Source organism: Yinghuangia soli (genome assembly GCF_021502675.1).
GTDB classification, from domain to species: Bacteria; Actinomycetota; Actinomycetes; order Streptomycetales; family Streptomycetaceae; genus Yinghuangia; species Yinghuangia soli.
Genome location: NZ_JAKFHA010000028.1, coordinates 91,076 through 111,087 on the forward strand (window position 1 = coordinate 91,076; position 20,012 = coordinate 111,087).

At 73.0% G+C, this 20,012-nt stretch carries 16 protein-coding genes and 1 pseudogene; 10 read left to right on the plus strand and 7 right to left on the minus strand.

Features of this window, described 5'->3' with window-relative positions; translation table 11 throughout:
• Positions 1-379: 379 nt before the first annotated feature.
• Positions 380-1,813 (minus strand): aldehyde dehydrogenase, encoded by a 1,434-nt coding sequence (locus LZ495_RS32825; RefSeq protein ID WP_235056689.1) that lies wholly within the window; start codon positions 1,811-1,813, stop codon positions 380-382.
• A 129-nt stretch (positions 1,814-1,942) separates the two neighbouring features.
• On the opposite strand from LZ495_RS32825, the gene LZ495_RS32830 reads away from it, so the two are divergent.
• Positions 1,943-3,556, plus strand: a complete 1,614-nt coding sequence (locus LZ495_RS32830) for an acyl-CoA synthetase (RefSeq protein ID WP_235056690.1) — start codon at positions 1,943-1,945, stop codon at positions 3,554-3,556.
• A 108-nt stretch (positions 3,557-3,664) separates the two neighbouring features.
• On the opposite strand, the gene LZ495_RS32835 is transcribed toward LZ495_RS32830, so the two are convergent.
• From LZ495_RS32835 to LZ495_RS32845, 3 genes are all read right to left on the minus strand, one after another.
• Positions 3,665-4,495: an alpha/beta fold hydrolase gene (locus LZ495_RS32835; protein ID WP_235056691.1), complete on the minus strand. Its 831-nt coding sequence runs from the start codon at positions 4,493-4,495 to the stop codon at positions 3,665-3,667.
• A 285-nt stretch (positions 4,496-4,780) separates the two neighbouring features.
• Positions 4,781-6,064 carry a DUF445 domain-containing protein gene (locus tag LZ495_RS32840; protein ID WP_235056692.1) on the minus strand — a complete coding sequence of 428 codons (1,284 nt, stop codon included), beginning with the start codon at positions 6,062-6,064 and terminating at the stop codon, positions 4,781-4,783.
• Positions 6,065-6,091: 27 nt separating this feature from the next.
• Entirely contained in the window at positions 6,092-7,093 is a 1,002-nt protein-coding gene (locus tag LZ495_RS32845) for a glutamate ABC transporter substrate-binding protein (RefSeq protein ID WP_235056693.1), read from the minus strand.
• Between the two features lie 276 nt (positions 7,094-7,369).
• On the opposite strand from LZ495_RS32845, the gene LZ495_RS32850 reads away from it, so the two are divergent.
• From LZ495_RS32850 to LZ495_RS32875, 6 genes are all read left to right on the plus strand, one after another.
• Positions 7,370-8,230, plus strand: coding sequence for an SAM-dependent methyltransferase (locus LZ495_RS32850; protein ID WP_235056694.1), 861 nt, complete (start codon positions 7,370-7,372; stop codon positions 8,228-8,230).
• A gap of 87 nt (positions 8,231-8,317) precedes the next feature.
• The gene (locus tag LZ495_RS32855; RefSeq protein WP_235056695.1) at positions 8,318-9,250 is read left to right on the plus strand and encodes an SAM-dependent methyltransferase; all 933 of its coding nucleotides are present in this window, start codon (positions 8,318-8,320) and stop codon (positions 9,248-9,250) included.
• The gene (locus LZ495_RS32860; protein WP_268823652.1) at positions 9,247-10,491 is read left to right on the plus strand and encodes a CaiB/BaiF CoA transferase family protein; all 1,245 of its coding nucleotides are present in this window, start codon (positions 9,247-9,249) and stop codon (positions 10,489-10,491) included. The genes LZ495_RS32855 and LZ495_RS32860 overlap by 4 nt, the downstream gene beginning before the upstream one ends.
• Positions 10,492-10,644: 153 nt before the next feature.
• Positions 10,645-10,902, plus strand: a complete 258-nt coding sequence (locus LZ495_RS32865; RefSeq protein ID WP_235056697.1) for a NifU family protein — start codon at positions 10,645-10,647, stop codon at positions 10,900-10,902.
• Between the two features lie 94 nt (positions 10,903-10,996).
• Positions 10,997-11,518, plus strand: a complete 522-nt coding sequence (locus LZ495_RS32870; protein WP_235056698.1) for a UGSC family (seleno)protein — start codon at positions 10,997-10,999, stop codon at positions 11,516-11,518.
• Positions 11,515-12,738: a hypothetical protein gene (locus tag LZ495_RS32875; protein ID WP_235056699.1), complete on the plus strand. Its 1,224-nt coding sequence runs from the start codon at positions 11,515-11,517 to the stop codon at positions 12,736-12,738. Before LZ495_RS32870 ends, LZ495_RS32875 begins: the two co-directional genes overlap by 4 nt.
• 257 nt (positions 12,739-12,995) lie before the next feature.
• Here LZ495_RS32875 and LZ495_RS32880 read toward each other — a convergent pair whose 3' ends face one another.
• Together LZ495_RS32880 and LZ495_RS32885 are read right to left on the minus strand one after the other, a co-directional pair.
• Positions 12,996-14,912 (minus strand): serine/threonine-protein kinase, encoded by a 1,917-nt coding sequence (locus tag LZ495_RS32880; protein ID WP_235056700.1) that lies wholly within the window; start codon positions 14,910-14,912, stop codon positions 12,996-12,998.
• A 210-nt stretch (positions 14,913-15,122) separates the two neighbouring features.
• Positions 15,123-16,529, minus strand: a complete 1,407-nt coding sequence (locus LZ495_RS32885; RefSeq protein WP_235056701.1) for an 8-oxoguanine deaminase — start codon at positions 16,527-16,529, stop codon at positions 15,123-15,125.
• 127 nt (positions 16,530-16,656) lie between these two features.
• On the opposite strand from LZ495_RS32885, the gene pucL reads away from it, so the two are divergent.
• Together pucL and LZ495_RS32895 are read left to right on the plus strand one after the other, a co-directional pair.
• Complete coding sequence (pucL, locus tag LZ495_RS32890; RefSeq protein ID WP_235056702.1) at positions 16,657-17,535, plus strand: factor-independent urate hydroxylase; 879 nt, start codon at positions 16,657-16,659, stop codon at positions 17,533-17,535.
• A 126-nt stretch (positions 17,536-17,661) separates the two neighbouring features.
• Entirely contained in the window at positions 17,662-18,639 is a 978-nt protein-coding gene (locus LZ495_RS32895; protein WP_308268676.1) for an alpha/beta fold hydrolase, read from the plus strand.
• 24 nt (positions 18,640-18,663) lie between these two features.
• Here LZ495_RS32895 and LZ495_RS32900 read toward each other — a convergent pair whose 3' ends face one another.
• On the minus strand, positions 18,664-19,497 hold the full coding sequence (locus LZ495_RS32900; RefSeq protein ID WP_235056703.1) for a hypothetical protein: 834 nt from the start codon (positions 19,495-19,497) through the stop codon (positions 18,664-18,666).
• Positions 19,498-19,697: 200 nt separating this feature from the next.
• Between LZ495_RS32900 and LZ495_RS32905 the strand changes: the two are divergent.
• Positions 19,698-20,012 (plus strand): annotated as a pseudogene (locus LZ495_RS32905) (SAM-dependent methyltransferase); the annotation flags it as partial.

Consider the following 20,012-nt stretch of genomic DNA (forward strand, 5'->3'; position numbering starts at 1 on the left):
CCTGACGATCGGTCGGCACAGAGTCGCACCGCCACCGTCGTCGGCATCGCCCCTGCCGCATGCGCTGAACGCCAGCTGTCGCCGGGCTCGGGCTCGGGGGGCGAGCTGAGGCCGGGGTCGGGGCCGGGAGCGCTGCGCGTCCATCTCTGCGCGGTGCCGGCAACCAGCAGCAGTTACCGGCAGCGGCCAACCGGCCACCCGCAACCACCAAACGGCAACGGGCTACCAGCCACCCGCATCCACCAACCGGCAGTCAGCAAAGCCCACTTCGCCGAAACGCCGGGCGGCCCGGAGTCCGGAGACTTCGGGCCGCCCGAAACGAGGAAGCAGTGGCGCGGTCGACGAAAAGCCCAGCGGAGCCGCCGCCGCGCCGCAGGCGCTACGGCAGGACGACGGTCTTCAGCTCGACCAGCGCGTCCAGGCCCTCCGGGCCCAGCTCGCGGCCCAGGCCGGACTGCTTGTAGCCGCCGAACGGGGCGCCGAAGTCCATCGCCACCCACGAGTTGACGCTGACCGTGCCGGTCGCGATGCGGCGCGAGACCTCGGTGGCCGCCTCGACGTCGGTGCCCCACACGCCGCCGGACAGGCCGTACGGCGAGTCGTTGGCGATCCGGACCGCGTCGTCGACGTCGTCGTACGCGATGACCGCGAGCACCGGGCCGAAGATCTCCTCCTGCGCGATGGTCATGTCGTTCGTCACGTCCGCGAAGACGGTCGGCTCGATGAACCAGCCCTTGTCGAGGCCCTCGGGACGGCCGCCGCCGACCACCACGCGGGCGCCCTCGGCCTTGCCCTTCTCGATGTAGCCCAGCACGCGGTCGCGCTGCCGCTCGGAGACCAGCGGGCCGATCGCGTTGCCCTTCTCCAGCGAGTCGCCGACCGTCATCGCGCCGACGTGCTCGGCGAGCTTGGCGACGACCTCGTCGTAGCGGCTGCGCGGGGCCAGGATGCGGGTCTGCGCGACGCAGGCCTGGCCGTTGTTGTTGAGCGAACCGGGCAGCAGGCCCGGGACCGCGACGTCGAGGTCGGCGTCCTCGAGCAGGATGCACGCCGACTTGCCGCCCAGCTCCAGGGTGACCGGGCGCAGGCGCTCGCCGCACAGCGAGCCGATGCGGCGGCCGGCCGCGGTCGAGCCGGTGAAGGACACCTTGTCGACGTCCGGGTGCACCACGAGCTTCTCGCTGACCTCGCGGTCCGCGACGACGATGTTGAGCACACCGGCCGGCACGCCCGCCTCGATGGCGACCTCGGCCAGCAGGTAGGCGTCCAGCGCGGTCTCCGGGGACGGCTTCAGGACGACCGTGCAGCCCGCGGCCAGCGCCGGGGCGAGCTTGAGCACGGTGACGAACAGCGGGACGTTCCACGGCACGATGGCCGCGACCACGCCGACCGGCTCGCGGCGTACCAGCGTCTTGAAGATCGCGCCCTGGCGCTGCTCCTCGAACGGGTACTCGCGCACCAGCTTGGCGTAGTAGTCCAGCACCATCGTGGAGCTGTAGACCTGCACGCCGACCGAGTTGTCGATCGGGCAGCCGGTCTCCTGCGCGATGATCTCGGCGAACTCCATCAGGCGCGTCATGATGCCCGCGGACAGCGCCGCGATGATGTCGCCGCGCTCGTCCGGGGTGGTCGACGCCCACGGGCCCTCGATGGCCTTGCGGGCCGCGGCCACCGCGCGGTTCACGTCTTCCTCGGTGCCCGCCGGGACGCGCCCGATGACCTCTTCCGTCGAGGCGTTGTGCACGTCGAACGTGTCGGTGCCCGAGGGCTCCACCCACTCGCCGCCGATGAAGATCTTGTCGTGAACGCGCATCCCAGTTACTCCCGTGCTGGATAGCCGGACTTGCCGTAGGCCGTGCCGGGCTCCAGCCTCAGGCTATGTTTTTGACCTTGTCAAGGGTATGTTTCCGAAACCCGTTCCAGTTCTTGCCCGGGGAGAACCATGACCACCGACCCCACGTTCAATCTCGCCGACCTCTTCGAGGCCGTGGTGGACGCCGTCCCCGGCCGCCCGGCCCTCATCGCGGGCGACGTCCGGCTGACCTACCGGCAGCTCGACGAGCGGGCGAACCGGGTGGCCGCGCACCTGGCGGCGTCGGGCGTCCGCCCCGGCGACTTCGTCGGCATCCACGCCTGGAACCGGGCCGAGTGGATCGAGACCATGATCGGCGTGCACAAGGCGCGCGCCGTCCCGATCAACATCAACTACCGGTACGTCGAGGCCGAGCTGCGCTACCTGTTCGAGAACTCGGGCATGGTCGCCCTGGTCGTCGAACGCGCGTACGCGGACGTCGTGGCCCGCATCGTCCCGGACTTCCCCGCGCTCAAGCACGTGGTGCTCCTCGAGGACGGCACCGACACCGCGCAGACCGTGCCCGGTGCGGCCCGCTACGAGGACGCCCTCGCCGCGGCGTCCCCCGAGCGCGGCTTCCAGCCGCGCAGCGGCGACGACCTGTACGGCCTCTACACGGGCGGCACCACCGGCATGCCCAAGTGCGTGCTGTGGCGCAGCGAGGACATCTTCTTCGCCGCCCTGCAGGCGGGCCGGGCCGGCAAGCCCAAGGCCGCCTCGCACGAGGACGTCGCCGGCGACGCGGCGGCTGCCGCCGGGCACGTGATGATGGGCCTCGCGCCGATGATGCACGGCGGCGGCCAGTGGTCGATGTGGAACACGTTCTACATGGGCAACACGTACCTGCTGTGGACCGGGCGCCGCTTCGAGCCGGACACCGTCATGGCGCTGGTCGAGCAGGAGAAGGTGCTGTCCCTCTCGGTGGTCGGCGACGGCATGGCCCGCCCGCTGGCCGACTGGTACGAGGAGAACAAGGGCAAGTACGACCTCTCCTCCCTGATGGCGGTCAGCAACGGCGGCGCCCCGATGAGCGCCCCGGTCCGCAACCAGCTGGAGAAGGTCGCCGGCCTCTTCGTCATCGACAGCTTCGGCGCCTCGGAGACCGGCGCCGCGGCCCGCCAGGCCGGCGCGCCCGGCGGGGCCACCCGCTTCGCGTCCTCCAAGACCACCACCGTCCTGGACGACGACCTGAAGCCCGTCGAGCCCGGCTCCGGCCAGGTCGGCCGCCTCGCGGTCAGCGGCCACATCCCGCTCGGCTACCACGGCGACGACGAGAAGACGCGGGCCACCTTCCTGATCGACGGCGACGGCAACCGCTGGGTGCTGCCCGGCGACTTCGCGCAGATCGAGGAGGACGGCACCCTCACGCTGCTCGGCCGCGGCAGCGCGACCATCAACACCGGCGGCGAGAAGGTCTTCCCGGACGAGGTCGAGGCCGCGCTCAAGGCCCACCCGGACGTCTTCGACGCGGTCGTGGTCGGTGTCCCCGACCCGCGCTTCGGCCAGCGCGTCACTGCGCTCGTCGTGCCGCGCGAGGGCACCGCGCCGACCTTCGAGGAGATCTCCGCGCACGCCCGCACCCTCATCGCCGGCTACAAGGCGCCCAAGGAGATCCACTTCGTGGACGCCATCGAGCGCACCGCGGCCGGCAAGGTCGACCTGCGCGCCGCGAAGCACCGCGCCGAGGAACTCTCCGGCAGCTGACCGCGACTGATCGCGACTGACTGCAGCTGACCGAAGTCGGCCGCGACACGGCAGTACGGGGGCGGCAACCGGGCATGACCCGGCTGCCGCCCCGCCGCCTTTTCCGGCTCACACCCCGGTGAGGAACTCCACCAGCGCCTCGGCCGTCTCCTTCGGATGCGTGAGGAGGCCGCCGTGCGCGGCGCCGTCGATCTGCCGGAAGCGGCCGGCGGGCAGCAGATCCGCGGCGATCCGGCCGCCCTGCGGCGGCAGATACAGATCGTGCTCGAACGCGAGCACCAGCGCCGGGACCGCGATCCCGGCCAGCGCTGCCATCCGGTCCGGATCGTGCAGCCACCCGGCCGCCGCCGCGGCCTGCCCGGCCTCACCCGCCGCTGACGCCCACACCGACTCCTGGCCGCCCAAGAGTTCGAGCCACACCCGCACTTGGTCCTGGTCCTCCAGGAGCACGCGCGGAGGCAAGGTGCTGATCAGCGTGAGCAGCTTCGAATACGCGGCGGGCAGGTGGCCGAGCGCGGCGATGAGCTCCGCCTCCGTCTCGACCACGGCCTGCACGACCCCCGACAGCGGACCCGCGCCGGCCATCAGCACCAGCGACCCGACCAGGTCCGGACGCGCGTGCGCGAGCGCTTCCGCGGTGAAGCTGCCGAGCGAATATCCCACGACGGCCGCATCGCGGATCCCCAAGTGGTCCAGCAGGCCGGCCAGATCGGCCGTCAGGTCGTCGATCGAGTACGGCGGCTCCGGCGCATCGGACGGCGCGACGCCGCGAGCCGCATAGGCCACCACCTCGAACCCCGCCTCGACCAGCGCGTCGCGCACGCCGGAGAACTCCCACGCCACCGGCGGCATCCCCGTGCCGCCCGCCAGCACCACCGGCCGTCCCGCGCCGACCCGTTCGTACGCGATGCGCACCCCGCCGACCGCAACCATGTCCATGCCGCGACCTCCCCGTCTGCAACCGCACCCCGCAGCGCGGCATCCGCGCACACAGAACGACCCACCCCCTCCGCCGGTTCCACCCGCCCGCGCCCGCCGCACCGACCGCGGCGCAGCGGTGGAGGCGAAGGCGCCCGTGACCGCGGCTGCGGACGCAGCAGGGGAGAGCCGGGGCAGGGCGGCCGCGGCTGCCGCTATCAGCCCAGCAGTTGTCCGGCCGTGTAGATGGCCGGCCCGACCAGCGCACCCACCACCGTGCCGTTGATGCGGCCGCGGCTGCCGCCGTCAGCCCAGCAGTTGCCCGGCCGTATAGATGGCCAGCCCGACCAGCGCGCCCACCACCGTGCCGTTGATGCGGATGAACTGCAGGTCGCGGCCCACGTGCAGTTCGATCTTCCGGGAGGTCTCCGCCGGGTCCCAGGCCCGCACGGTGTCGGTGATCAGCGCGGTGATCTCCTCCTGGTACGTGGTCACCACGTACGCCGTGCCGTCCGCCAGCCACGTGTCGACCTTCGCGCGCATCCGCGGGTCGTCCGCCAGCCGCACGCCGAACGACCGGACCGCTGCCGTGGCCCGCGCCCGCAGTTCGCTCTCCGGGTCCTCGGTGGCCTCCACGAGCATCGTCCGGGCCGCCGCCCACACCGAGGTGATCAGCTCCTGGATCTGCGGATGCGCGAGCGTGCGGTCCCGCAGCGACTCGACCTGCGCGATCATGCGCGGGTCGTGCTGCATGTCGGACGCCGTGTCGGCCAGGAACGCGTCGACCGCCTGCCGCGCCGGATGCCCGGGGTCGTCGCGCACCGCCTCGGCGAACCGGACCAGTTCGCGGTGCACCTTGTTCGCGACCGTGCGGTCCAGGAACCGCGGCGACCAGCCCGGCGACTCCTCGGCGACCACGCTGAGCACCGCCTCGCGGTTGTCCACCAGCCAGCCGTGCGCCTTGTCCACCACCAGGTCGACGAGCCCGCGGTGGCCGCCGTCCGCGACCACCCGCTCCAGCAGCGCGCCTATCGGCTGGGCGACCTGGCGGGCCGACACCCGCCGCGTGATGGCCTGGCCGAACACGGTCTGCACGTCCTCGTCGCGCAGGATCGTCAGCGCCGCGCGGGCCAGCGCCGACAACTCCTCGGTCACCCGCTCGGCATGCCGCGGCTCCGCGAGCCAGCCGCCGAAGCGCCGGGCCACGTCCATCTGGGCCAGCCGCCGCCGCACCACCGCATCGGAGAGGAAGTTGTCGCCGACGAACTCGCCCAGGCTGTCGCCCAGGGCGTCCTTGCGGGTCGGGATGATCGCGGTGTGCGGGATGGGCAGGCCCAGCGGACGCCGGAACAGCGCGGTCACCGCGAACCAGTCGGCCATCGCGCCGACCATGCCCGCCTCCGCGGCGGCCTGCACATAGCCCGACCACGCGCCCGCGCCGCGCGCCTCGGCCCACCGCGCGGCCACGAAGACCACGGTCGCCAGCACCAGGAACCCGGTGGCGATCGCCTTCATCCGGCGGACCCCGAGCGCCTTCTCGCGCTCCGCGGCCGTCGGGGGAGCGGCGGTGCCCGTCGCGAGATCGTCCATGGCGCCCATTGTGGTCCGCAGGCCGTCTCACCCCCGGTAATGCGACTCCGGAGGCTTGCCCAGGCCTTGCTTCCGATCCTCGGCGAAGGGCTGCGCGAGCCACTGGTCGTACAACTTCTGCCACGTCCCGTCCTGCAGCATCCGCACCAGCAGCGCGTTCAGGAACCGCACGAAGTCGCCGCGGTCCTTGCGCACCGCCATGCCGTGCGGCTCGTCGGTGAACCGCGGGCCGGTGATCCGCACGTCCTGGTCCTGCGCGGCCAGCCCGGCCAGCAGCGCGCCGGTCGTGGAGACCGCGTCGACCTCGCCGCGCTGCAGCGCGACCAGGCAGTCCGTCCAGTTGTCCACCGCGTACGGCTGCACGCCCCGGTCGCGCAGCGTGCGGATCGACGTGGTCATCCGCGCTGTGCACACCCGCTTCCCGGCCAGGTCGGCGATGTCGGCCGCGGTGGAGTCGAACGGCACCAGGACCTTCTGCCCGTCGTCGTAGTAGTTGCCGCTGAACGCCACCCGCTCCTTGCGGTCGCACGTGATCGTCATGGTGTTCACCACCAGGTCCACGGTGCCCGCCTCCAGGAACGGGATGCGCTGCGCCTGCGTGATCACCTGGTACGAGACATGCCCCGGCTCGCCGAACAAGGCCAGGCCGACCGCCTCGGCCATCTCGATGTCGAAGCCCGCGAGTTTCTGCGAGTGCCGCTGCAGCGACGCGAAGTACGTGGTGTTCTGGTCCACCCCCACCACCAGTTTGCGGCGCTCCACGATGGCCGCCATCGTCGAGCCCGCCGGCATCCGCCCCGGCGCCGGTAGTTGCGCCATCGGCGTCAGGCTCTCCCGCGGATCGCAACTGCTGTCGGCCGCGGGCGGCGGGTAGTCGGTGTCGCGCGCCGGCCACGCCGCCGGGACCACGGTCGGCGCCGGGCCCTCTGCGGACGGCACCCTGCCGACCCCCGCCGCACACCCTGCCAGCAGCGCAAGTGCCGGAACCAGCACGGCGATGCCCCGCGTCCGCCCGCTCCAGGAACGCATGTGCCCCCCACCTCCGCGCCGCCCGTGTCCGGGAGGCGGCCGACGTGCCGAACGCTTCCCGCATCTTCATGGTCGTCGGGATGCGGGACGCCTGACCACCGACCCGCGGCGAATCGAGGGGCTTCCCCCAGTTCCCGCACAGGAATTACCGGACAGAACATCTCAGGAAGCCCCGAAACGCCTGTGCGACACGGAAGTTGGATCACCACGAAAAAGGCGTACCCGGTAGGCTCGCGACGACGTACGGCCGAGTACGTACGGGCGGGAGAGATAGCCGTGACGCAGCGGGGACCCGAGCCGTGGCGCTTGCCGCGAGGGGATGAAGTCGAGACCCAGGTGCCGCAGGGCATCGACACCTCCATTGCGCATCCCGCGAGAATGTACGACTACTTCCTGGGCGGCAAGAACAACTTCGCGGCCGACCGCGCGGCCGCCGAACTCATCCTCCAGGCCGTGCCCGAGACCCGCTACGTGGCCCGCATCAACCGCGACTTCCTGGTCCGCGCGGTGCGCACCGTCACCGCCGAGTACGGCATCCGCCAGTTCCTCGACCTCGGCACCGGCATCCCGGCGGACGGCAACATCCACGAGGTCGCCCAGGCCGTGGCACCCGAGACGCGCGTCGCCTACGTCGACAACGACCCCATCGTGCTCGCCCACGCGCGCGCCCTGGTCAGCGGCGACCCGCGCGGCCGCACCACCTTCTTCCAGGCCGACCTGCGCGACCCGGAGAAGATCCTCGCGGCCCCCGAGGTCCGCGACGTCATCGACTTCGACCAGCCGGTCGCCGTGGTCATGGCGATGGTGCTGCACTTCGTGCGGGACGCCGAGGACCCGGCCGGCATCGTGGCCCGGCTGCGCGCCGGCCTGGCGCCCGGCAGCATGCTGATCCTCACGCACGCGTCGTTCAAGACCGAGGCGCTGAAGCGCTACGCGGAAGAGGTCTACGACCGCGCCAGCGCTCCCGTGGTGCCCCGCAGCGCGGACGAGATCGCCCCGCTCCTGGCCGGCTTCGACCCGATCGAGCCCGGCCTGGTCCGCGCCCCGCTGTGGCGCCCGGACCCCGGCACGCCCGAACCCACCCCGCAGGAACTCGAAGAGGCCGTGGTCTACACGGCGGTGGCGGTCAAGACCTGACCCGGCACCGCCTGCGTGCGCGACGGCGCCCGAGCGGGCTCGACCGAGCTCAACGGCGCCGACGGACCCGACAAGGGGGAGACGAACATGGCGGCATCCGCGCAGCAAGGCGGTCCCGACCGGCCCGGAGGGGCAGCCGGGGAACACCGCGGTGACGACTCCGAGGCGTACGCCGACGGAGCCTGGTGGCAACTGCCGCGCGGCGCCGAGATCGAGACGCACGTGCCCACCGGCATCGACGTCGCCACCCCGCACACCGCACGCATGTACGACTACTTCCTCGGCGGCAAGACGAACTTCGCCGCGGACCGCGACGCCGCCGAACGCGTGATCGCCAGCATCCCCGGCGTCGTCGAGACCGCCCGCGCCAACCGCGCCTTCCTGGGCCGGGCCGTGCGGCACGCCGCGGAGCAGGGCATGCGGCAGTTCCTCGACATCGGCACCGGCATCCCCGCCCCCGGCAACACGCACGAGATCGCGCAGTCCGTGGCCCCGGAGACGCGCGTCGCCTACGTCGACAACGACCCGATCGTGCTCGCGCACGCCCGGGCGCTCATGGCCCCCGACGGCCGCGGCCGCACCACCTACGTGCAGGCCGACCTGCGCGAGCCGGAGAAGATCCTGGCCTCGCCCGAGGTCCGCGACGTCATCGACTTCGGCCGCCCGGTCTGCGTCGCCCTGATCTCGATCATGCACTTCATCTCGGCCGCCGACGACCCGCAGCGCATCGTCGGCACGCTCCGCGAGGCCCTGGCGCCGGGCAGCATGCTGATCGTCGCGCAGGCCACCCGGGACCGCGTGGACCGCGAGAAGGCCCGCGAAGCGGTCGAGATCTACGCCACCACCTCGGCCGGCGTGACGCCCCGCTCGCACGCCGAAATCCTCGCCTTCTTCGACGGGTTCGAGCTCGTCGACCCCGGCCTGGTACGGGTCGCGCACTGGCGTCCGGACGGCGCCCCGCCCACCCCCGCGCAGACCGCGCTCATCCACAGCTACGGCGGAGTCGGGGTCCTGCCCTGACCGGCGAGGCAGACCCGGCCTCCGCGCAGACGGGCGGCGGGGCGCTCGCCGGACTCCGCGTCCTCGACCTCTCCACCCTCCTCGCCGCCCCGCAAATAGCCGCCGTGCTCGGCGATTTCGGTGCCGACGTGGTCAAGTGGGAGCCGCCCGGCGGCGACCCGCTGCGGGCCATCGGCGCGCAGCGCGAGGGCCGCTCGCTGCTGTGGCCGTACATCAACCGCAACAAGCGGTCCGTCGTCCTCGACCTGGAGACGGCCGAAGGGCGCGGCGCGCTTCGGCACTTGGCCGCGCGCAGCGACGTCCTCGTGGCGAACCACCCCGAACCGGTGCTGCGCCGCTGGGGTGCCGACCGCGCGACCCTGCACGCCCTCAACCCGGACCTCATCGTGGTCGGCGTCAGCTGCTACGGCGCCGACGGCCCGTACCGCGACCGCTTCGGCAACGGCTCGCTCGCCGAAGGCTTCGCGGGCCTCACCCACCTGACCGGCGACGCCGACGGGCCGCCCATGCTGCCCTCCGTCCCGCTCGGCGACACCCTCACCGCGATGTCCGGCGTCATCGGCGTCCTGCTGGCCTGCCGGGCCCGCGAAGTACGCGGCGCAGGCGGCCAGTACGTGGACGTGAGCATGTACGAACCGGTCCTCGGGCTGCTGGGCCCGGCCATCGCCGGATGGGACGCCGCCTCGGGCGCGCCCGCCCCGGCGCGCACCGGCAGCCGTGTCGCGGGCGGCGTGCCGCGCAACGTCTACCGCACCCGGGACGGGCACTGGGCCGTCGTCTCCGGCACCACCGACCGGCAGGTCGCCCGCGTCCTCGCCGTCATCGGCCGTGACACCGCGGACGACCACGCCAGATACGGAACTTCCGCCGCCCGGCTGGCCCACGCCGACGAACTGGACGCGCTCGTCGCCGCCTGGGTCGCGGCGCACGACCGCGACCACGTCGTCGCCGCGCTCGTGCAGGCCCGCATCCCGGTCGCCCCGGTCAACGACTTCGCCGCCCTGCTCGCCGACCCGCACATCGCCGCCCGCGGCAACCTGAGCGCGGTCTCCGGCGGCGACGCGGGGGAGTCGGGGCCGGTCCTCATGCCCGCGCCCGCACCCCGGCTGTCCGCGACGCCCGGCCGGATCGCCGCACCCGGGCCCGGCGCGGGCGAGCACACCGCCGAAGTCCTCGCCGAATACGACTACCGGGCCGATCCGCGCGACACCGCGAAGTCCCCGCCCGCACCGCCTGATTGATCACCAAGCGCAGCAAGTGGATCACCGTCCGGCAGCGCCGCAGCCGGTACGCAGCCGCCGCGCGCGGGTATTTTCCGGACCTCGCCCGGAGTGGTCGACGCACCGTCAGTTTCCGTGCTAACCATGGCGTGCAGGGAGGCGAACGGAGGACTGATGGACGAAGTCAGCGTCGCGGCCGCGGTCGAGGAACTCCGCCGCCCCCTCCGCGCGGACGGCGCCGACCTGGTGCTCGTCCGCGCCGACCCGCGCACCGCACTCGTCGAACTGCGGCTGGAACTCGACGGCGTCGGATGCGCCGAGTGCATCCTGCCGCCCGAGCGCCTGGCCGAGGTCGTGGCGGACGTCCTGCGCCGCGGCATCCCCCAGGAGTTCGAACTCGTGCTGCACGACCCGCGCATCCCCCCGGCCTGACCCTCCCCGCCGTCCCGACTGCCGCCGCCGAGCCCTTCCCGAGGGGGGAACCATGGGCAGTTCCACGACTCCACGGCCCAGAATCCGCGTCCGCTTGCCCGTCGCCCGCCCGCCGGCCGACGTAGGCGCCCCGTCGTTCACCGTGGACGGCCCGCTCCGCGGCCGGACCGTCGGACTCCGCCACGAAGGCTCGTGGCGCTCCTGGCTGCTGATCGTCGACGAATGGCAGCGCTACCTGCGCGACGACGGCGCCGAACCCGAAGTCCTGCTCGCCAAGGGCCGCGTCGGCGACGAAGGCGAACGCACCCGCAAGGACGTCGCCTCCTGGGCCGGACGGGTCGACTGCGGCGTCACCGGCCTGGGCACCTGCGGCTCGTGCACCTCCAACAGCGTCAGCGACGCCGTCGCCCTGGAACGCCTGCGCCGCCCCGCGGTGGTCGCGGTGTGCAAGGAATTCGAGACGCACGCCCGCAACATGGCGTCCTTCCTCGGCCACCCCAGCCTCAAGGTCCTCGTGCTGCCCTATCCGCTGGAAGGCCTGCCCGCCGGCGAACTGCGGGACATCGCCTCCGCGTACTACCCGAGGTTCCTCGAACTCCTGGGAGCGACACGGTGAGCGGCAAGAACCAGGTCGACGGCAGAAGCGAGCGCGACGCCCGCCCGGGCAAGAGCCTGAAGCCCGGCAAGGCCAAGCGCGACAAGCGCGACAAGAACGCCGCGGGCACATCCGGCGGCCCGGACGGCCGGAGCGCACCGCGGGCGGCCGGCTCCGCGAACGGCGCGTACGAGCTGACCGCCGAGGTCCTGGAAGTCGACGACGACGGCGGGATGTCGCTGTACGAAGCCTCGCTGCACGGCGGCTGGGGCGACGGCGCGCCGGTGCTGGCCGCCACCGACGACCGCGTGCACGCCCTGCTCGCCGCCACCCCGTACCCCGGCGACCACGTGCTCGGCGCGCTGCCGCCCCGGTTCGGCGTGGCCACCGTCGAACTGGTCGCCATCAACGCGGCGTTGGCCGGCGTGGAGCCGCAGGCGTTCTCGTACGTGCTGGCCGCGGTCGAGGCGCTCCTGGTGCCCGAGTGGAACGCGGTCGGGCTCACCACCACGACCTCCAGCGTCTCCCCGATGCTCATCGTCAACGGCCCGGCCCGCGACGACCTGCGCATCGACTACCGGGCCGGCTGCCTGGGCGGTGCGGCCGGCCGCGGCTCGATGACCATCGGCCGGGCCGTCGCCCTGTGCCTGCGCAACATCGGCGGCCAGCGGGCCGGCGAGACCTCCCGCACGGTCTTCGGGCAGCCCGCGCGGTTCGGGCTGTGCTTCGGCGAGTGGGAGGAGCGCTCGCCGTGGCCCTCCCTCGCCGAACGCCGCGGCTTCGGCGCCGCCGACGAAGTGGTCACCGTGCACGGCGGCAAGGGCGTGTTCCCCTTCGCCGACGTCAACAACGACGACCCCCGCGACCTCGCCTACGCGATCGCCCGGACCGTGGCGTTCCCGCTCAACAACTGGTTCCTGGAACTCACCGGCGACAGCGGCCAGATCGTGCTCCTGCTCAACCCCATGTGGGCGCGGCGGCTGGGCGAGGCCTTCCCCGAAGCCGCCGATTTCCAGGAGTACATCCACGAACACGCCTGGCAGCCGGTCGACGCCTTCCGCCCCGCCAACGCCGAGATCCTGGCTGCCAAGGGCCGCGTCGACGACAAGGGCCGGGTCGCCCTGGCCGCCCGGCCGGACCAGTTCGTCCCGGTGGTGTGCGGGGGATTGGGAGGGTTGCATGGTGCGGCGCTGACGACGTTCGTCCAGAGCGAGATGCAGAGCGCAATGGCGCTGCGCTAGCCCGCCGCCTGCTGACTGCCCGACCGCCGACCACCCACCGACCACCCGCCCGCCGCCCGCCGCCCACCATCGCCAACCGCGCTGTGCGAGATGCGGAGCGCGGAGGTGCTGGGCTCGGCTGGGTGTGCACCGCTGGGCTCGGGCCTTTGGCCTCGACTCCGATCCTGCTCTCGGGCCTTCTCCCAAGACCGAAGGCGCGCCCACTGCGGACTGAAAGTCCGCGGCGGGCGCGCCTTTTCGTGTGCGGAAGCCTGGGGTCAGGGGCCGCTTGGGCCGCCGAGGCCCTGCGCTGCTTGTGCGGCGGCGGCCTTCTTGCGGTCCGATACGGCCAGGGCCAGCACCGCGATGCCGGCCAGGCCGCACACCAGCGCGATGCCGGGCAGCACCATGCCCATCACCGGGTTCTGCAGGTCGCGCCAGGCGCTGTCGGCCAGCCGGTAGACGGCCAGCCCCACCGACGTCAGGCCGACCAGCACGATCACCGCGTACCAGACCGCGTTGCTCGCCTCGCGCTTGCGCGGCGCCTGCACCGGTACCGCGACCGGGAGTTCGACGGGCACCGCGGCCGGGGCCGCGACCGGCGACACCGCCGGAGCGGCGGCCGGGAGCGCGGTGGTGGCGGCTGCAGCCGCTGCGGCGGGCTTCGGGTCGGCGATGACCGTGGCGGCGGCATCGGTACGCGGTGCCGGGACCGTGGGCGCAGGCGGCGCGGCCACCACCACGGTCGGGGCGGTCGCGGCGGTCGCGGCGGCTTTCTTGGCCGGCGCCTTCTTGGTCGGCTGGTCCGCTTCGGGAACCGGAGCCGCAGGCTCTGCCGCACGCGGCTTCACGAGCTGCGGCTGGTCCAGCGGCTTCGGCACCACGACCGTGGGCTCCGCGGCTTCCGCGGCAGCGGCGGGCTCCGGCGCCGCCTTCGCCGCCGTCTTGGCGGCGGTCTTGGCCGCGGGACGCGGCGCCGGCACGGCCGACTTGGCCGCGGCGGGCTTCGCCAGGTCCGGCTTGGCATCCGGCGACGCCTCATCGGCATCCTTGCCGCCGGACTCGTCCTCGGTCGCGTCCTTGGGCTCGCCATCGGTCTTGTCCGCGGCCTTGCCGCCGGCCTTCGCCACGACGACGTTCACCTGGACCTCGACGGTCTCCGGCTCGGCCGCCTCCACGGCGTCCTTGCCCTTGCCCGTGGGTTCGGCCTTGTCGTCGTCCTTGCTCTTGGCAGGCTCCGGCGCGGGCTTGGCCGTCTCCACAGGCTTCGCGGCCGCGGCCGCGGGCGCAGCCGAAGCAGCAGCCTTGGCCGGCGTCGTCGCCTTCTTCGCGCTGCTGCTCTTCTTCTTCGCGGGAGTCCCGGCCTTCACCGCTTCCGCGACCGCGGCCCGCAGCGGCGTAGGCAGCCACCCCGTCCCCGTCGCGTCCTCGCCGTCGAACAACTCGACCAGTTCCGCCGCCGTCGGCCTCGCGTCCGGGCGGCGCGCCAGGCAGCGGGCCACGATCGGGGCCAGGTCGTCCGGCAGTTCGTCCAGCTCGGGGCCGGCCCGCAGCACCTTCTGGGCCAACTCCGCGGCGCTGCCCTTGCCGTACGGCGCCACCCGGGCCGCCTGGCACAGCACCGCGGCCAGCGCGAAGACGTCGGTCGGCGCGCCGACCGTGCCGCCGGTGGCCTGTTCGGGAGCCGGCAGCCCGCCGGTCGCGTCCGCGCCGAGCAGGGCCGGGATCCCCAGGTCGGTGATCTGCGGCCCGTCCGCGGTGAGCATCACGGTGCCCGCCGCCAGGCCCTGGTGCACCACCTTCGCGGCGTGCACCGCCACGAGCGCGCGGGCCAGCGCGGAGCCGAGCGCGCGCAGCGACTCCTCGGGCAGCGCGCCGTGTTGCGCGACCGCGGCCTCCAGCGTCAGGCCGGGCGCGTACTCGGTGACCAGCCACGGCGGCGTGCCGTCCGCATCGGCGTCCAGGATGTGCGCCAGGTGCAGTCCGTCGACCTCGCGGACCGCCGCGACGGTCTTGCGGAAGCGCTCCACGAACTTCTTGTCGGTGGCCAGGTCCGGGCGGACCAGCCGCACCGCGACCGGGCAGCCGTCCTTGGCCTTGCCCACGAAAACCGCACCCAGGCGTCCTTGGGCGAGCCGCCCGGAGAGCCGGTATCCGCCCACGACCCCCGGGTCGCCCGGCTTCAGCGCTTCCATTGCCGCCCGCCCTCCGCACATTGCCGACAGACCGTCACGCGACCTGCCCGGGCGCCCCGATGGCCGGGAAACGCGCAGGTGGGGTCTCGTGAATGAGCGGCAGCCTACCGCCGCGCGCAACCCCCGGATGGGGTGTGCGCGGTGCTGCCGCGTCCCGTTCGCAGGATGTGACGCGGCAGCAGGGCATTCCGGTTCGCGCACCGCGCAGGGTCAGTCCGCGAGGCCTTGCATGTCGAGGGAGATCCGGCGGTGCGCGGCGAGCATGTCGGGCAGCGCGCCGAGGGTGAGCCGTCCGTCGTCGACCAGGACCCGGCCGTTCACCACCGTGGTCCCGGCCCGTGCGGGGCCGCAGCGCAGCCACGCCTCGACCGGGTCGCTGTGCGCGCCCGCCAGGGCGACCTCGTCGGCCTGCCACACCACCAGGTCGGCGGGCGAGCCCGCGCGCAGCACGCCGAGGTCGGCGCGGCCCAAGCAGGCCGCCGAACCGCGGGTGGCGATGTCGAGGACGTCGCGCGCGGTGAGGCCGGCGCCCGGGCCGTTGCGGTAGCGGCTGAGGGCGAGCGCGGTACGGGCCTCCAGCCACAGCGAGGCGTGGTCGGTGGACGCCGATCCGTCGCAGCCCAGGCCGACCGGCAGGCCGAGTTCGCGCATCCGGGTCACCGGCGCGGTGCCGTGCCCGATGAGCATGTTCGAGCTCGGGCAGTGCGCGACGCCGGTGCCCCACTGCGCGAGCCGGGCCATCTCGGCCTCGTTCGGGTAGATGCAGTGCGCGACCCACGAGCGGTCCGATCCCCAGCCGACGCGCTCGAAGTACTCCACCGGGCGGCAGCCGTACACCTCCAGGCAGTAGGAGTCCTCGTCGTGGTCCTCGGCGAGATGGGTGTGCAGGCGTACGCCGTGCCGCTCGGCCATCTCGGCGGTGTCGCGCATGACTTCCTCGGTCACCGAGAACGGCGAGCAGGGCGCGAGGGCGATCTGCAGCATCGCCCCGGGGGAGGGGTCGTGGTAGGCGGCGATGAGGCGCTCGCTGTCCTCCAGGACCTGCTCGTGGGACTGCACGACGATGTCCGGCGGCAGCCCGCCGTCCTTCTTGCCGCGGGTCATGGAGCCGCGGGTGGGGTGGAAGCGGAAGCCGATGGCCTGCGCGGCGCGGATCTGCGCGTCGATCAGCCGGGGGCGCGGGTGCACGTACAGGTGGTCGGTGCTCGTCGTGCAGCCGCCGAGCAGGAGTTCGGCCAGCCCGATGTACGTGGAGACCTCCACGGCTTCCTCGTCCAGGCGCGACCAGACCGGGTAGAGCCCGGTCAGCCACTCGAACAGGGTGCCGTGGACGACGGGCGCGAACGAGCGCGTGAGGTTCTGGTAGATGTGGTGGTGCGTGTTGATCAGGCCGGGCGTGACGAGCCGCCCGCCCGCGGAGATCACGCGTGCGGCGGCGGGCCGCGGGTCGGCGGGGCCGCCGAGTGCGGCGACCGCGGTGCCGCGCACCGCGATCCAGCCACCGGGGATCTCCACGCCGGTCTCGGCGACGAGGACGCCGGCGTCCTCGACGAGCAGGTCCACAGGGCCGTCCGCGCGAAGTCCGGTGGGCAGGTCCGCGGGGTGGGGTCGGTTCATGTGGCGGCTCTTCCCGCGGCGCGCCCGGTCGGAAACCGGACAGTGCGTCGGCGACCTGCCGGTGCGGGTCTTTGACCGTGCCGGTGCGGGCGGTTAGCTTCGCAGCGACACGACGCAGGGAGTGCGGATGGGCATCGTCCTGGGGCCGAACCGGTACGGCAAGGCCGAGGTGCGCCTGGTCCGCGTGGCGCGCGACGACGCCGTGCACCACCGCATCACCGACCTGAACGTGTCGATCGCGCTGTCCGGCGACCTCGCCGCCACGCACCTGTCCGGGGACAACTCCGCGGTGCTGCCCACCGACACCATGCGCGGCATCGTGTACTCCTTCGCCCGCGACCGGCCGGTCGGCGAGATCGAGGAGTTCGCACTGCGGCTGGCCCGGCACTTCCCGGCCGCGTACGAGCCGGTGCACACCGCGCGGGTGCGCATCCAGGCGTACCCGTGGGACCGCATCGACGCGGCCGAGGGCCCGCATCCGCACGCATGGTCGCGCGGCGCGGGCACGCGCTACGCGGGCGCGGTGTGCGGCCCGGACGGCACCCAGGTGGTGTCGGGCATCGAGGACGTGACGGTGCTGAAGTCCACCGGCTCGGAGTTCCACGGCTTCCTGCAGGACCGCTACACGACGCTGCAGCCCACCTCCGACCGGGTGCTGGCGACATCGGTGCAGGCCCGCTGGCGGCACACCGGGACCGAGGCCGACTGGGCGGATTCGTACGCGCAGGCCAGGGCGACGCTCCTGCGGGCGTTCGCCGGCACGCACAGCCTCGCACTCCAGCAGACGCTGTACGCGATGGGCGAGGCGGTCCTCGCCGAGCAGGACGGGCTGGCCGAGGTGCGGCTCGCGCTGCCGAACAAGCACCATTTCCTCGTCGACCTGGCGCCGTACGGGCAGGACAACCCCGGCGAGGTCTACTACGCGGCGGACCGGCCGTACGGACTGATCGAGGGCACCGTGCTCCGCGACGACGCGCCCGCAGCGCTGCCCGAACTCCCTTGGTAGGCCCTGCCACCGGCACCTGACGGTACGTCACCCGAGCCTTACACGACGGTAGCGTCCGTGAAACCGGACGGTCGGACCATGGTCGGCGAAGCTGACCGCGGAATGCGCCGAACATCGGGGTGGGCCATGACCGAAGCCGCTCTGGCCATGCTCAACTACCGCGAGGTGCACGGGTACCGGCGGGCCTTCCGGATGGCCGGCGACGGGCCGCCGCTGCTGCTGATCCACGGCATCGGGGACAGCTCGGAGACCTGGGCGCCGGTGTTCGGCGAGCTCGCGCGGCACCACACCGTCATCGCCCCCGACCTGCTGGGGCACGGGAGTTCGGACCACCCGCGGGCGGACTACGCGGTCGCCGCGTACGCCTGCGGCATGCGGGACCTGCTCGGTGTGCTGGACATCGAGCGGGTGACCGTGGTCGGCCATTCGCTCGGCGGCGGGGTCGCCATGCAGTTCGCGTACCAGTTCCCCGAGCGCTGCGAACGCCTCGTGCTGGTCGGCACCGCGGGCATCGGGCGCGACGTGCACCCCCTGCTGCGGCTCGCCGCGGGACCGGGCGCCGAGATGGCCCTGCCGCTCGCCACCGCCGCTCCGGTCCGGGCCGCGGTACGAGCCGTCGCCCCGGTGCTGCGCACCGTCGGGCGCCTGGGCCGGCGCGGGCCGCTGGCCTGGGCGGGCCTGGGCCTCGGCACCGACTTCGACTACGTCCTCAAGCGCTACGAGTCCTTGGCCGACCGGACCGCCCGGCAGGCCTTCCTGCGCACCCTGCGCGCCGGCGTCGACGCGCGCGGCCAGGTCATCACCATGCTCGACCGCAGCTATCTGGCGGCCGGGCTGCCGACCCTGATCATGTGGGGCCAACTCGACCGCGTCATACCGGTGTCGCACGCGCATGCCGCGAAGGCGGCGATGCCCGGCAGCCTGCTGCAGGTGTTCCCGGACTCGGGCCACTTCCCGCACCACGACGACCCGGCGGGTTTCGTGAAGGCCATCGAGGAGTTCCTCGACGGCACCCGGGCCGCGGACCACGACCCGGTCCGCTGGCGCCGCCTCCTGCGCGAGGGCCACCCCGCCCCGCACACCCCGGAATCCAGCGGCGCCTGAACAGCCTGGACAGGCGGCCGGGGCTCAGACGTTCTCGTTGCCGGCCAGGCCCTTTTCGGTGTCGAGGATCTCGATGTAGGTGACCTTCACCTGGGTGTGGTCCTGCACGTACTGCAGGGCCTCCTTGGCCAGTTCCTCGGCCTTCTCCATACGGGCGAGGTCGGCGTCCACGTCGCCGTTCTCGGCGGCGATCGCCGTGTCCACCACGAGCTTGGCGCCCACCGGGCCGGCGAAGACGAACACTTCCTCGACCTGCGCGCCGTTGGCGGTGGCCTTGAGCGCGGCCAGGACCTCGGCTGCGTATGCCTGGTTCGCGGCCTTGTCCTTGGGCTTGTTGTCGAGGTTCTCGTTGCCGACCGTGCCCTTGTTCTTGTCGAGCACCTCGATGTAGACGACCTTCAGGTCGCCGTGCGCCTGGATCCACTCCTCGGCGGCGTTGGTCAGCTTCTCGCCGGCGTCCATCGACGCGGCGGCCTGCTCGAGTGCGGCGCCGTCGGCCGGGTCGAGGGAGGTGTTGATGGTCACCGTGTAGTCGGTGCCCATCTGCTTCTCGGCGCGGACCTCGAGGACGTGCGCGGCCTGCGACGTGGTCTTGAGGTACGTGTTCAGCTCGGCGGCGTACTTGCCCTTGTCGCCGCCCTTGCTGCCCGCATCGCCCTTGTCCTCGGGCTTGGCGGTGCCGTCGGCCTTGCCGCCCGCAGGGGTCTCGCCGCCGGTTCCCGGCGCCGCGGCCGTGGTGCTCGTGCTGCCCGAGCTCTTCGCGTCCGCGTCCTTGCTTTCGCAGGCGGTGGCCAGGACGGCCACGGCGCCGGCCGCGACCAGGACGCCTATGCGCTTGCCGAGGATGTGCTTCGTCATGGGGATCGCTCTCCTTATGCGGGGCCCGTGTTCGTTCCGGACCTGTTGCTTTGTGGTGACACCATCACTATGGATGAGCGCTGTGAATAGTGTCAACAGGCAATCTGTTCGGAAGATCGCATGTCACGGTAGGGTCACTCTCGGCAGTTCACGATGGCCGCCACGGCCACCACACGGACCACACGAAAGGGGTGCCGCACGTGACTGGGCCCCAGGTCACCGCCGCCGAGATCGCCCGCATCGCCGGTGTCGGCCGCGCGGCGGTCAGCAACTGGCGCCGGCGGTTCACGGACTTCCCGCAGCCGGTAGGCGGCACCGACACCAGCCCGACGTTCGCCCTGGCCGACGTCGAGGGCTGGCTGCGCGACCAGGGCAAGATCGCCGCGGTCTCCCCGGACGAGCTGCTGTGGCGGGCCCTGGTGGCCGCCTCCGGGGACGCCGACCAGGCCGCCGTGCTCGCCGAGGTCGGCGAGCACCTGCTGCGCCTGGGCGCGGGCCGGCCCGCCAAGGCGACC